The sequence below is a fragment of the Staphylococcus sp. HMSC057A08 genome (genome assembly GCF_001812925.1).
GTDB classification, from domain to species: domain Bacteria; phylum Bacillota; class Bacilli; order Staphylococcales; family Staphylococcaceae; genus Staphylococcus; species Staphylococcus hominis.
This window is the reverse complement of sequence record NZ_KV810847.1, coordinates 386658-401173: the sequence shown is the minus strand read 5'-3', so window position 1 is coordinate 401173 and position 14516 is coordinate 386658. Positions and strand designations below refer to the sequence as shown.

The following is a 14516-nucleotide window of genomic DNA, read 5'->3' as shown; positions in this document are numbered from 1 at the left end:
AGATTATTATAAATATAAATTATTCTGTTTTTCATAGTTGTATACACATATTTGTTTTTTTGAAAATTAAGAGTATAATAAAATTAACTTTTAACAAAGTTACATATTTAACAAAATTTAAAAAAGGTAAACTTTTAAAAATCTGAATATTCTAATTAATTACAAATTGATCTTTACTCTTTTCTACTTTGTTAAAAAAGTTTTCAAAATTCGAAGAAAGCGCTTACTCGATTATCATATTGCTTTCTTAGGGGGAAGTCTATGGCAAGACAGTTAGAAAGAGAATTAAGTAATAGACACATTCAATTAATTGCAATTGGTGGCGCTATTGGCACAGGATTATTTTTAGGTTCTGGACAAACGATTTCGTTAACAGGACCATCACTACTCATCACCTATCTAATTATTGGTATCGTGTTATTTGCTTTTATGAGAGCACTTGGAGAATTGTTACTTAGTAATACACGTTTCAATTCATTTGTAGACATTGCCAACGAATATTTAGGGCCGTTCGGTGGTTTTGTCATTGGTTGGACATATTGGTTATCTTGGATTGTTTCAAGTATGTCTGATTTAACAGCAATGGGACAATATTTTAGTTTTTGGTTTCCAAACGTTCCTCACTGGCTAACTGTATTATTTATCGTACTCTTACTTATTTCATTCAATATGCTTGGTGCAAAATTATTTGGAGAGTTAGAATTTTGGTTCTCTATTATAAAAATTATTACTATTATTGCTATGATTATCGTTGGCTTAGTTATGATTTTCTTTTCATTTAAAACATCGTATGGTCATGCGTCTTTTAGTAATCTTGTAAATCATGGCGGTATTTTTCCAAATGGACCAGCTGGATTTTTAATGTCATTCCAAATTGCTGTCTACTCATTTATTGGTATTGAACTAATAGGTGTTACAGCCGGAGAAACTAAAGATCCTCGCACAGTTATTCCAAAAGCAATTAATAATGTACCTGTTAGAATTTTATTATTCTATGTGGGAGGCTTACTTGTGATCATGTCAGTGATTCCTTGGAATAAGATCAACCCTGATGCAAGTCCATTTGTGATGTTATTTAGTATGATTGGCTTACCTTTTGCAGCAGGACTTGTTAACTTTGTCGTATTAACAGCAGCCGCTTCTGCAACGAATAGTGGTATTTATTCTAATAGTCGTATTTTATTTGGTTTATCTAAACAAGGATTAGGACCTAAAATGTTAAGTAAGACAAATCATCATAGTGTGCCTTACTTATCAATGCTGGTATCTTCTGGAACATTACTTTTAGCTGCATTATTAAACTTTATCTTCCCAGATGCAATTCAATTATTTATTTATGTCACTACACTCTCAACTGTATTATTTATAGTCGTTTGGGCAATGATCATTATTTCTTACATTATATATGTACGGAAAAATCCTGAAGAACATAAACATAATAAATTTAAACTTCTAGGCGGTAAAGCAATGGCTTATGTTATTCTTGCATTTTTCTTATTTGTATTTGTATTATTATTCTTTAGTGCTGATACGAGAGTAGCCATATGTATTTCACCAGTTTGGTTTATATTCTTATTCTTGTTCTATAAAAAGTATAAAAAAAATGCTGAATATTTAGCTGAAAAAACACGTCAGCAACCTCGAGAATCAATCAATCATTAGATATTTTATTTAAGCGGAACTGAATTCAGTTCCGCTTTTCTATGTCTTAATAATGAAATATACTAAAATATCTCATTATCTTTTTAATCATGATAAAATATTAATTATTTAAAAAAAGGAGTCACAATACATATGGAATTGTTAGAAGCTTTTTTATTATTTATACTTGCTGTTATCATTAGTTCTATTATTTATCATCGCTTCCCCAACATTCCAACAGCTTTCATTCAAATTGCCTTAGGTGTCGCTTTATTCATCTTACCCATTCCACTACATTTTAAATTTGAACCAGAAGTCTTTATGATGGCTGTCATTGCCCCACTCTTATTTGTGGAAGGGACACATGTTTCTCGAGAAAAACTTCTAGAATATCGAAAACCTGTCGTTCTTATGGCCATGGGATTAGTATTTACAACTGTGATTGGAGTCGGCTTTTTCATCCATTGGATTTGGCCTAATTTACCGATGCCAGCTGCTTTTGCTATTGCAGCTATTTTATGTCCGACAGATGCAGTTGCTGTATCAGCCATTACTAAAGGTAAAGTATTACCCAAAGGGTCTATGGCAATTTTAGAAGGAGAGTCTCTATTAAATGATGCTGCAGGTATTATTTCTTTTAAAATTGCAGTCACTGCTCTGGTGACAGGTAGTTTTTCAGCTATAAATGCAATTGGTCAGTTTCTACTCTCAACATTTCTTGGTATTTTAGTAGGCGCAATAATTGGCGCTTTAGTCGTCAGTTTACGTGTTTACCTCACTTCTAATAAAGGTTTAAAAGATAGTAATACATTGACTTTCATCCAATTACTTACTCCTTTTGTCATTTATTTTATTGCTGAAGAAGTTCATGCTTCTGGGATTATTGCAGTTGTGGTAGCTGGGTTGATTCATGGTTTAGAACGAGATCGTCTCATTCGCGCCCAAACTGAATTACAAATGAACTACAATCAAATTTGGAATACATTAAGTTATGCATTAAATGGCTTTGTCTTCGTCGTTTTAGGATATATTGTGCCAGAAGTTATTTTAGAAATTGTACGAAATGAACCACAAAATTTAGTTTTTCTAATTGTGGTAGCATTCCTTATAGCATTTGCCATCTATATCTTTAGATTTATTTGGGTCTATGTTTTGTTCAAAGATTTTTACTATCCGAAAAATGTTGAAGCATATCTCGATGACGAAGAAGAAACACAACCACCAAAACGGAGTCGTTATGCATTTATTATGACTTTGTGTGGCATTCATGGAACGATTTCATTGTCAATGGCATTAACATTACCATTCATTATTAACGGCAATCAGAACTTTGATCATAGAAACGATTTACTATTTATTGCTTCAATGATGGTACTCATAAGTTTAATTTTTGCACAAATGATTCTTCCGTTCATTACGCCATCCAAACAACAATCACACTTCAAAGGTATGAGTTATCAATCCGCTAAAATTTTCATGATTCAACATGTTATTCACACATTAAAAGAAAAAGCAGCTACGCACAAAGATATCGATTATCGACCTATTCTGAATCAATATTTTAATGAATTATCATTTTTAATCGACATGGAAAGCGATGATAAAAATACGAAAGAATTACATCGATTAAGAGACATTGCAGAAGAAGTTGAAACTGAGACGCTTCAACAGTTAATTAAACAGGAGCGTATTACTAAAAAAGATTTAAGTGATTATCGCAAAGTAATGGAATTTACACAATCATTTAGAGAAATGTCTTTTATTGAGAAATTAAATCGTTTTAGTAAGTTAATCATACTTAGATTTAAAGCGCGAAAAGATTCACATCATAGTGTGAATCAATCCTCATTTGAACAACAGCGCTATACTGACAGAAAAGAATTAAGAAATAACTTTAAAAAAGTACAACACATTATACGTATTGTTAACCGTCAGGTGACTTTGAGACTTCAAGAAGAACAAAATAGCACAAATGTCCTCGAAGTCAGTTTAATTATCAACCAATATTACGCACTATCACGTACGTTAAGACAACATCATAATCGAAAACATCAACGTGAAGAAAATAAATTTATGCATGAATTAAACACTCAACAACAATATGATGCTAAATTAGATGCATTGTATACTCAGCGTCAAATTTTAGACGAATTGATTTCTAAAAATAAAGTTACCAATGAAATTGCCACGCAATTACGTGAAAATATTAACTATAATGAAATTGTACTTGCCAATGAATTAAATCATTAATATATAGAAAGAACTCAAGAGACCTGTATCTCTCGAGTTCTTTTTATTTTCTTCTACTTTTGTAATTTATAAGGAACCGTCGCTAAAATAACATTTTTTTGATAGAATAAATGCATTTTTAATCGCAAACTCGTTTGATTGTGTAAAAAGTTATGCCATGGTTTTTTAGGAATAAATTCAGTGACAACCACTGTGATGACATAGTTTTGAGCATTCGCTTTTTTATTAATTTTATCGATAAATCGAGAAATCGGACGAATGACACTGCGATATTCTGAGTGTAACGTCACTAGTCTAATATCTGGATATTGTTTGTTCCATTTTTCAATAAATAAATTATCAGTTTGGTCTCCGAAAGATACATGTACAGCAATCACATCATCTGCAATCATATGTGCATAATAAATAGATTTATTTAATGCTGTAGTGATCGTATTAACGGGTACAATCGCTAGATTTTTATCAACTACTGGCATATCTTGAACAATTTTAGTTGTGCTAAGTTGCTCAGCAATATCCTTGTAGTGTCTATTAATACGCGTAAATATATATACAACAATCGGTAAAAAGATTAAGATTGGCCATACTTGGCTAAATTTCGTAATTAAGAAAATCATAAATACGATAAAAGTAATAGTCCCCCCTATAGCATTTGCAATAAGTTTAGTAGACCATCCTTTTTCACGACCACGAACCCATTTTAAAACCATTCCATATTGAGCTAGTGTAAATGGAATAAACACACCTACTGCATATAAAGGAATAAGATTTTCAGTTTTACCATGGAAAAAGATAATAAGCAACATTGCACAAATGCCTAATGTAATAATTGAATTTGAATAACCTAAACGGTCTCCTCTTACGTTAAACATACGGGGCATATATTTATCTTTTGACATACTTGCAGCTAACATTGGAAAAGCTGTGAATCCAGTATTAGCAGCAAGGACAAGAATCATAACAGTCGTTACTTGTACAAAATAATATCCTACATTATGCCCTAAAATATTCATTGCAAGTTGAGATAATACAGTTGTTTCAGTCTGTGGCATAATACCATACCAATATGCTAATCCCACAATACCTACAAGTAAGAAAGCTAATATCATTCCCATAGTAATTAACGTTTTAACTGCATTTTTAGAACCAGGATCTTTAAAGTTTGTTACTGCATTCGAAATGGCTTCTACACCTGTTAGAGATGATGCACCTGAAGAAAATGCTTTAAGTAATAAAAATAATGTGACACCTGGCACTGCGGTTCCTACTGTCGCATGCATATGAGGTTCAGTTTGTCCTGTTGCCACTTTCCATGTTCCAATAACAATCATGACTATTAATCCAAGTATAAATAAATAAACTGGATAAGAGAGCACAGTTGCTGACTCTGTTAAACCACGTAAATTCATTATTAGAATAAATAGTACTAATAAACATGCAATGAATACTTTATGGTGATATAATCCTGGAAACGCTGCGACAAAAGCATCCGCACCTGATGAAATACTTACTGCGACGGTTAAAATATAGTCTACTAATAAAGAGCCACCTGCAAGCAATCCCCATTTTTCTCCTAAATTTGTTTTAGAAACCATATACGCTCCTCCGCCTTTAGGATAAGCATATATAATTTGACGATATGATAGAATCAATGCTGCAAGTAGCACTAAAACAGCGGCCGCAATGGGCAATGTATACCAAGATGCAATAGCTCCAACCACAGATAAAGTAATTAAAATCTGTTCTGGACCATATGCTACTGAAGATAATGCGTCAGAAGATAAAATTGCTAAAGCCTTAAAGTTACTTATTTTTTCATTTTTTAAGTCTCTATTTTTTTTGGGCTTACCAATAATAAGTCTTTTAAATTGAGTGAACATAATCCATCCTTACCTCTTTTTATATTCATTTTTAATGGATAAAATATACTCCCATTTAGTGAAAAAGTATACATTTCCACGGAAATAATATAGTATAAATTACATTTTAAGTAACTTTTTACAATTATATTTTTGAAATATTTTCTTTTTACCAGTTTTAAAGAGGTATCAACAGTATTTAATATTTGTATAGAGCTGTTTAAGTTTAAACTTGCTATACTATTTTTAGAGGTTTAATTTTAAGAAGTATTAAGTAAGGAAGTAAGGGAAAATGAGAAAAAAATTGATCATGATTGGGATGATTTTATTAGTAGGAATCATTATTCTTTCCATAGCTATTAAATTAAAATCTAGTTATTTAATGTTTAGTCCATCGTCACAAAGTGATATCGATAACATGATTGTTAATAAAATGAAAGACGATCATATTCCAGGAATGTCCGTTCTTATTGTAAAAAATAATAAGACGATTCTTAATAAAGGCTATGGTTTTTCAAATATTAAAAAGAAATCCAAAGTCACACCAAATACGCGTTTTGAAATTGCTTCAAATACCAAAGCATTTACTGGTTATGCAATGATGCAACTTGTTGAGGCACATAAAATCAATCTCAATGATAAAGTCAGTCAGTATATTCCAGGTTTCTATATGAAATATAATCATAAAAAAGTAGATATCACAGTAGATCAATTGATTGCTCAAACAAGTGGTATTTCAGGAGACATCACAAATGATGACAACATCACAAAAGACACAAACAGTCTAGAAGGCCTTGTTCATAGTATCAAAGGACGGAACTTAGATGCTAAACCAGGCAAGCAATTTGAGTATTCCAACATGAATTATGATATTTTAGGTTTGATTGTTCAAAAGGCTTCTCATCAATCATATGCGAATTATTTAAGCACACATCTTTTCACTCCATTACATATGACGCAATCAACAGTAAAAGAAAGTAATATGAAAAAGAACAATGACGCTCAAGGGTATGTAATAAAAAAAGGAAAAGCTTATGCTGATAGTCCTGAATTTAATTTAGGAGATAATCCAGCTGCTTATATGATGACTAACACGAAAGATTTAGCCTCTTGGTTGAAGTTTCAACTTAATCCGCCAAAAAAAGTAGCATCATTAGTTCAACTAACGCATCAGCCTAAAGTTAAAGCAATAGATAATTCTCAAGACGTTCACTATGCAGCAGGTTGGTTTATTGATGATAATCATTCAGAAACAATTGTATATCATCCTGGTACACTTGAAAACTATTCTTCATATATTATTTTAAATCCCAAAAAAGACTATGGCATTGTAGTTCTTGCTAATAGCTATTCAAAAAATGTAGCCGAACTTGCACAGCATCTCAATACACAAATGAGTAATGGTCAACATATTAAAACGTTACAATATCTTATTAATCAGTGGAATATCGTATTTATCATCATCACTATTATTTTACTGATAGCTGTAGCAAGTGTTTTTCTAATAATCTATCGCTTAATTTTTAAATTTAAGTCTATTTATTTTAAAACGATGTCTGGTGGATTACTCATCAAAATAAGTATGATAATGTTAACTTTCATACTTATTTTAGCGATACTTCACTTACTTCCAATACTCTTATTATCAAATTCTGATTGGCGTTTTATGATGTCATGGTTACCATTACAAGCGAAAATAACATTATTTAGCTTCGTCTTATTACTGACAAGTCTATGGAGTTATTTTATCCTTAAAATCACAACGCTATCCAAACGACCAATATAGTCTATTAAAACATGTATGTCTTCTTTTCTTCATTATTATGTTAAGCTTATATCACTAAGACTAAGATTATTAAAGACCAGTGTATAGGAGTTTAAATATGAAAAAGAAATGGTTCTTATTACCGATGTCCTTAATAATGCTTGCAGGTTGTGACTATTCTCATAAAGAAGCACAACACGGCCTGTTTTATACTGTATTTGTAAAACCGATGGATGATTTACTCCATGTCTTAGGACATGCATTCAACGAAAACTATGGTTTAGCTATTATCGTCATTGTATTTATATTGCGTTTAATACTGATGCCACTCATGTGTATTCAAGTAAAAAATATTCATGTTATTCGTGGCAAAACAGATGTCGTAAAACCAGAAATTAATAAAATCCAAGAAAAAATTAAAGAAGCTCAATCGCCTGAAGAACGACGTGCAGCAAATAAATTATTAATGAAAAAATATAATGAGTATGGAATCAATCCTTTTAAAAATTTAATTGGCACATTTCCAATTTTAATTCAAATTCCAATTCTTCTCGGATTATATACGTCAATTAAATATCCAACAAGTGGTGGTATTACTCAGCATCCTCATTTTTTATGGTTTAATTTAATGCATACTGATATCATCATGACCATCATTGCAGCTGTGATGTATTTTATACAACCTCTTGTCAACTCAATCCATTATCCTAAAAATGAACGTCGATCTTATTATGTCATGATGGTCTTATCTCCTTTATTTATTACTTATGCATCATTACATTCAGCATCAGCGTTAAGTTTATATTGGGCTATAAGTGCAACGTTTTTAATTATTCAAATGCATTTTGCTCATAGTCATTATGCGAAAGTCGGTAAAATTGAGGGAGAAAAATTAAGACAACGCATAGAAATAAAGCGTCAAACTACTTCAGAAACATCCTCAGACACTTCTAACCATTGATAAGATTAATTATATAAAAAGGAAGAGCGAGACTCTCACGCTCTTCCTTTTTTATTTATCGATGACTATTTCGTATTAAATCAATCGTATTCATCCAAACAATATGACCTAATAATTCTGAAATGCGTTCTTCTTTAGGTAAATCTTTAACTTGTGGTGTTAGATTTAATTTAGGTAGTATATATTCATGAAAAGCAATATGAATCAAAATACCGAAGAATGTGCCTCTTAATGTCGTCACTTTTGGACACTTTTCAGCAAGTAATCCATATACGATAGCATTTGCAATTGAAAAGCCATAATGAATGCCCATGACAGTTATAGGTATATCGTTCTCGTTATAACGGTACGTAGCATGTTTAACATTGTCAGGTAAATTCAATTTATGCAGTAATGTCATTGGTGGTGGTTCTTCTTCACGTTGTGGTGTTCTAGGAGGGATGAGTGCTTCCCATCCCATTTTAACTGCACCGCTTAATAATCCGCCAATAACGCCCGTCATGATAACTCTTTTCGTTGATTGTTTCATTAATTTCACAACTCCTTATCTCACTATATATTATATTTACCCTTAATGATTACAAATTAAAAAGTGAGTTAATCACTTTTAACTCACTTTTGCACTCTATTTACTTAGCTTGACGTTGCTCTTCTTTGGCATGTACCATGTTCGCTACAAATTGATTAATTGGCGCATCGATATGATGTTCTGAACCTAAGCGAGCCACTGCTCCGTTAATGTAATCAATTTCAGTACGTCGATTATTATTAATCAAATCTTGATACATTGATGGGAAATGTGGACCTACTTTATCATTTAAATCGATAAGATAGTGATAGACTTCATCTGCATTTAAATGTACATCATCAACAGTAGCAACTTCTACTATCTCTTTAGTAATGTCATATACAAGTTTTCTTGCGTATTCACTTTCATTTAATGTTGATAAACGACATTCTAAAATGGTACATAGCGCATTTGCTGTACCATTTACACAAATCTTCTTCCAAATAGATTGTTGCAAGTCTTCACTTTTATGTGGATTAAGTTTTGCTTGTTCTAATAGATTATATATCACTTCAACATTATTCTGTCCCTCTGGCACAAGAGAACCTATCTCTACTGGACCACTACCCATTAAATGAGTATGTCCAGGTGATTCTAATCCGGCCGTCCATGTAGTTACACCACGAACAATACGTGATTTATCTACATAATTTACAATACGGTCTTCATGTTTTAAACCATTCATTGTACACACCATAATTGTTGTATCATGAATATGTGGCTGGATATGTGTTAACATGCTCTCAAGTTGCATAGCTTTTGTAAATAAAAATACAATATCAAATTGAAGATCACTTGGTATTTCTGTATCTTGATACATAGGAATGTTTAAATGATAGTCTTCTCCATTTATATCAATATGTAAACCTTCATGTTTTACAGCTGTTGCTTGTGGCTCCCAACCATCAATGAGTGTAACATCATTACCTTGGCGATATAACATTGCACCGAAACCACTTCCCAACGCTCCTGAACCAGCAATTGCTATTTTCATAACATTCGACTCCTTCTTTTAATATTATTTTTAAAATACTACTTTAATAAAGTATCGTCAATAATATAAACAGAATATTCTAAATAATTTGATAAAATTAGAACTATTTTTATTTTTCAATAATTGATGTAGAAGTCATTATCACTCTGTATAAGGACTCATTATTATGTTTACATTTATTCTTTTATCAATAAAAAAATCTGAGGCACTCTAGCGCACCTCAGATTTAAATGGTATGAATATCCAGTTTTAATTAAGCACGTTTAGTTTTACTTGGAATTAAGAAGAAAATGACAAAGAAAGCAGTTAAAACGATGATGGCATTAAAGAGTACGCCCGCCAAACCTCCAAGTTCTAAATTCATTTTCGCTGCACAAACACCATAAATCGTACTTGATAAAGCTACACCAAATGCATTTCCTAATGATGAAGCCATTTTATACAATCCAGAGGCAACCCCCACTTTATCATCTGGCGCTTGATCAACTGCTGTATCTGTAGATGGTGTTGCATACATACCGAGCCCAATACCAAATAATAGATAACCAATAATACTTGAAATAATATAAAACAAATTAGGTAAGAAGGTTAGTGATAAAAGTAGTAACCCTAAAAATGTAAATCCACTACCTATGAGCAATGGCTTTTTAGCACCTAATTTTTGTAATAGTTTTTCACCTACACGAATCATTACAAGAACTGCTACTAAATAAGTGATAGAGATTAATCCTGCTTGTAATGAAGTGAAACCTAAATGACTTTGGTAGTATGTATTTACTACGATGAGCGTACCACCTGCTACTCCATTTAACATGAAGTTTGAAAGTGTAGCACCACTATATCCTTTATTCTTAAATAAACTAAAATCAACAAGTGGGTTCTCAGTTTTAAATTCACGAAGGACAAAGAATATACCAGCAATTAAAAATATTCCAAATAATGATAGAATGACAGGTGATAATAATCCACGATCAGATGCTTGTGTTACCATCACATTGACACTTAATAATGTAATAACTAATAAAATCAAACCTATAACATCAAATTTTGAACCGCTATTGTCTGTATCAGTATCTGGTTCATTTTTTGTTTCTGGCGTGTGTTTAATTAAGAAAAATGAAAGTATCGACAAAGCAATAGAAATAATAAAAATCCATTGCCATCCTATTGTTGAAGCGATAAATCCACCGAACAATGAACATATTCCACTTCCGCCCCATGAACCAATAGACCAAAAACTTAATGCACGTTGTCTTTCTTTTCCTATGTAATATTCATTAATTATCGCAAGAGTTGATGGCATAATGAATGCACCTGATAAACCTTGCAAAGCACGTCCAATCAGTAATAACCATGGAACTGGTGTAATAATCAATAATAATGAACCAATGATATTTAAGCCTAGTCCCAAATAAGTCATTTTGACGCGACCAAATTTATCAGCAACATCTCCAGCACCTACAATAAACAAACCAGAAAATAAGGCAGATAAGCTCACTGCAATATTAATGGTACCCAAATCGGTATTAAATGATGATTGTAGTGTGGGCACAATATTAAGTAACGATTGCGCAAACAACCAAAATGTTAATACACTAATAATAATTCCAACGAGTAACCGATTATCTCCCTTAAATTCTTTTGAAGACTCCATTATAAAAAAATTCCTCCTACTTTGCCCAAAAACTATATAATTTTAAACTACATTAAAATTTTATCATAGCTTACTATAATGGGATATAAAAATCTTTTTTTCTTTTTAAATATTATTTTCCAAAATAAATTATCATTTATTATAAATTAAGTGCTAAGTATTTATAAGTAAACATTTTAAACTATCAACTTTAAATTTTCCATACTATAATAAAAAGTGTAGTAAAACTTTTAAATTTTATTAATATACTTAATAGGTGCAAATATGTTTAATTTATTTATTTTATTACTTGAACGTGTGGGCTTAATTATTATTATTGCTTACATTTTAATGAATATTAGTCACTTCAAGACGATTATGAGTGCACGTGAAAAATTACGTGCTCAAATAGAACTCACCATCTTATTTTCATTATTCGCAATTATTTCTAACTTTACTGGAATTGAAATTGAACATGGCAAAATTATTTCCAGTAATATTTACTATCATCTAAATAACGAAACGTCACTTGCGAATACACGGGTGTTAACGATTGGAATGTCTGGTTTAATCGGTGGTCCTTTTGTGGCGATTATCGTTGGTATTATTTCGGGCTTATCACGAATCATCATTGGTGGAGCAAATGCTTATACTTACCTATTTTCATCAGTCATCATTGCATTAATTTCTGGATTTTATGGATATCGCACCATGAGACATAATCGTTATCCAACTGTTTTAATAGGTGCAATGATTGGATTAATAAACGAAAGTATTCAGATGGCTTGTATTTTAATTTTTGCTGATGATGTTTCTAATGCTTGGTCATTGGTAAAATTTATTGCTTTACCGATGATATTAATTAATAGTATTGGTACTGCGTTATTTTTATCTATTATTCTATCTACTTTAAAACAAGAAGAACAAACACGTGCAATTCAAACTCATGACGTCCTTGAATTAGCAAATAAAACACTACCTTATTTTCGTTCAGGATTAAATGAAAAATCAGCTCGTCCTGTAGCTGAAATTATACTGAGACTAATGAAAGTATCTGCTGTGGCAATTACCAATAAAACCGATATTTTAACACACGTAGGTGCGGGTAGCGATCATCATGTCGCTAAAAAAGAAATCATTACTAATTTATCTAAAGAAGTCATACGCACAGGTCAATTAAAAGAAGCCAATTCAAAAGAGGACATTGGATGTAATAATCCGAATTGTCCGCTTCGAGAAGCTATCGTTGTACCCTTAATGACGCATGGAAATGTCGCAGGTACCTTAAAATTTTATTTTACAGACTATAGTCATATTACAACATCAACTAAACAACTTGCTCGAGGTTTAGCAGATATTTTTTCAAGCCAATTAGAACTGGGACTTGCCGAAACGCAAAGTAAATTATTACGGGATGCTGAAATTAAGTCTCTACAAGCTCAAGTTAATCCACACTTTTTCTTTAATGCGATTAATACCATTTCAGCACTTGTACGTATTGACAGTGAAAAAGCACGCAAGTTACTTTTACAATTGAGTCAATTTTTCAGATCAAACTTACAAGGTGCGCGTAATAGTACGATTACTTTAGAAAAAGAATTACAACAAGTCAAAGCATATTTATCATTAGAACAAGCACGTTTTCCAGATCGATTTACAATTAAATATCATATTGATGATGCCTATAAACAAGTGTTAATTCCACCATTTATCATTCAAATTTTGGTGGAAAATGCAATTAAACACGCATTCAAACATCGACGAAAAGATAACATTGTTTGTGTAGACGTTCAATACAAAAAAGCCTCATTAAAAATATCAGTTAGTGATAATGGACATGGTATAGCGCCTGAAAAATTACCCTCACTTGGACAAATCAGTGTGGCTTCAGAAACTGGAACTGGCAGTGCATTAGAAAACTTAAATCGCCGTCTCACTGGTTTATATGGTTCTAATGCAAAGTTACACTTTGATACATCTAATCATGGAACAACAGTATCCTGTATGATTCCATACCATTTAATAAAGGAGGAACGTTAAATGAGGACACTTATTGTTGACGATGAGCCATTAGCACGTAATGAATTACATTACTTATTAAATGAAATATCTAGTTTCGAAATAATCGATGAAGCTGAAAATATTGAAGAAACTCTAGAAAAACTACTCTGTCATACCTATGATTTAGTGTTTTTAGATATTAATTTAATGGATGAAAATGGGATTGATTTAGCTCATAAAATTCGAAAAATGAAACACCCCCCTTATATCATTTTTGCTACGGCACATGATACGTTTGCAGTAAAGGCATTTGAATTAGATGCAGTTGATTATATATTAAAACCTTTTGAATTAGAACGGATTGAACAAGCAGTTCAAAAAGTAAAACGATTATTAAACGCTAAACAACAGGTTCAAACATTGTCTGACCCTATTCACTCTCCACAATCACAAACGAGTACTTCTTCTTATAATAATAATCAAAGTGTACTTCCTATCGAAGTGGATGAACGTATTTATGTCATTAATTTAGACGATATTGTTGCGATTTCTGTGAACAACGGAATTTCGACTATTACGACTTTAAAAAAAACATATGAAACGACAGAACCACTCAATTATTATGAGAAGAAATTACCTAAGCAATTGTTTATAAAAATTCATAGAGCTACAATTATTAATAAGCAGTATATCGAAAGTGTCGAACACTGGTTTAATTATACGTATCAAGTGACAATGACAACGAATGTTAAATTTCAAGTTAGTCGTTCATTTATGAAATCATTCAAACAAGAAATTGGTCTTGTTTAATATCTATTCTAAGTTAGCTTTTAACCTAACGCTT

Annotated in this window: 10 protein-coding genes; 6 read left to right on the top strand and 4 right to left on the bottom strand. The window is 31.6% G+C overall.

Annotated elements, in window-relative coordinates:
* Positions 1-261: 261 nt before the first annotated feature.
* A complete protein-coding gene (locus HMPREF2881_RS03725; protein WP_002488816.1) occupies positions 262-1662 on the top strand; it encodes an amino acid permease in 1401 nt (466 codons plus the stop codon).
* Between the two features lie 132 nt (positions 1663-1794).
* On the top strand, positions 1795-3891 hold the full coding sequence (locus tag HMPREF2881_RS03720; RefSeq protein WP_002488797.1) for a cation:proton antiporter: 2097 nt from the start codon (positions 1795-1797) through the stop codon (positions 3889-3891).
* A 53-nt stretch (positions 3892-3944) separates the two neighbouring features.
* On the opposite strand, the gene HMPREF2881_RS03715 is transcribed toward HMPREF2881_RS03720, so the two are convergent.
* Entirely contained in the window at positions 3945-5771 is a 1827-nt protein-coding gene (locus tag HMPREF2881_RS03715) for an APC family permease (protein WP_002488790.1), read from the bottom strand.
* 271 nt (positions 5772-6042) lie between these two features.
* On the opposite strand from HMPREF2881_RS03715, the gene HMPREF2881_RS03710 reads away from it, so the two are divergent.
* Positions 6043-7536 carry a serine hydrolase FLP gene (locus HMPREF2881_RS03710; protein ID WP_002488722.1) on the top strand — a complete coding sequence of 498 codons (1494 nt, stop codon included), beginning with the start codon at positions 6043-6045 and terminating at the stop codon, positions 7534-7536.
* Between the two features lie 97 nt (positions 7537-7633).
* Positions 7634-8476: a membrane protein insertase YidC gene (yidC, locus tag HMPREF2881_RS03705; protein ID WP_002448436.1), complete on the top strand. Its 843-nt coding sequence runs from the start codon at positions 7634-7636 to the stop codon at positions 8474-8476.
* 55 nt (positions 8477-8531) lie between these two features.
* Here the strand turns inward: yidC and HMPREF2881_RS03700 are convergent, their stop codons facing one another.
* The 3 genes from HMPREF2881_RS03700 to HMPREF2881_RS03690 all read right to left on the bottom strand — a co-directional run bounded on the left by HMPREF2881_RS03700 (position 8532) and on the right by HMPREF2881_RS03690 (position 11692).
* Positions 8532-9005, bottom strand: coding sequence for a DUF1440 domain-containing protein (locus HMPREF2881_RS03700; RefSeq protein WP_002454890.1), 474 nt, complete (start codon positions 9003-9005; stop codon positions 8532-8534).
* A gap of 100 nt (positions 9006-9105) precedes the next feature.
* Positions 9106-10038 carry a 2-dehydropantoate 2-reductase gene (locus HMPREF2881_RS03695; protein WP_002448495.1) on the bottom strand — a complete coding sequence of 311 codons (933 nt, stop codon included), beginning with the start codon at positions 10036-10038 and terminating at the stop codon, positions 9106-9108.
* A 253-nt stretch (positions 10039-10291) separates the two neighbouring features.
* Positions 10292-11692: an MFS transporter gene (locus HMPREF2881_RS03690; RefSeq protein WP_002488740.1), complete on the bottom strand. Its 1401-nt coding sequence runs from the start codon at positions 11690-11692 to the stop codon at positions 10292-10294.
* A 264-nt stretch (positions 11693-11956) separates the two neighbouring features.
* On the opposite strand from HMPREF2881_RS03690, the gene HMPREF2881_RS03685 reads away from it, so the two are divergent.
* Positions 11957-13711 (top strand): sensor histidine kinase, encoded by a 1755-nt coding sequence (locus tag HMPREF2881_RS03685; RefSeq protein ID WP_002488772.1) that lies wholly within the window; start codon positions 11957-11959, stop codon positions 13709-13711.
* Entirely contained in the window at positions 13712-14482 is a 771-nt protein-coding gene (locus tag HMPREF2881_RS03680; protein ID WP_002448373.1) for a response regulator transcription factor LytR, read from the top strand.
* Positions 14483-14516: the final 34 nt, after the last annotated feature.

Bases quoted from the DNA above. Each gene is read 5' to 3' on its own strand.
- HMPREF2881_RS03710 (WP_002488722.1), top strand. From the start codon at position 6,043: ATGAGAAAAAAATTGATCATGATTGGGATGATTTTATTAGTAGGAATC.
- HMPREF2881_RS03725 (WP_002488816.1), top strand. From the start codon at position 262: ATGGCAAGACAGTTAGAAAGAGAATTAAGTAATAGACACATTCAATTA.
- HMPREF2881_RS03690 (WP_002488740.1), bottom strand. From the start codon at position 11,692: ATGGAGTCTTCAAAAGAATTTAAGGGAGATAATCGGTTACTCGTTGGA.
- HMPREF2881_RS03680 (WP_002448373.1), top strand. From the start codon at position 13,712: ATGAGGACACTTATTGTTGACGATGAGCCATTAGCACGTAATGAATTA.
- HMPREF2881_RS03685 (WP_002488772.1), top strand. From the start codon at position 11,957: ATGTTTAATTTATTTATTTTATTACTTGAACGTGTGGGCTTAATTATT.
- HMPREF2881_RS03700 (WP_002454890.1), bottom strand. From the start codon at position 9,005: ATGAAACAATCAACGAAAAGAGTTATCATGACGGGCGTTATTGGCGGA.
- yidC (WP_002448436.1), top strand. From the start codon at position 7,634: ATGAAAAAGAAATGGTTCTTATTACCGATGTCCTTAATAATGCTTGCA.
- HMPREF2881_RS03720 (WP_002488797.1), top strand. From the start codon at position 1,795: ATGGAATTGTTAGAAGCTTTTTTATTATTTATACTTGCTGTTATCATT.
- HMPREF2881_RS03695 (WP_002448495.1), bottom strand. From the start codon at position 10,038: ATGAAAATAGCAATTGCTGGTTCAGGAGCGTTGGGAAGTGGTTTCGGT.
- HMPREF2881_RS03715 (WP_002488790.1), bottom strand. From the start codon at position 5,771: ATGTTCACTCAATTTAAAAGACTTATTATTGGTAAGCCCAAAAAAAAT.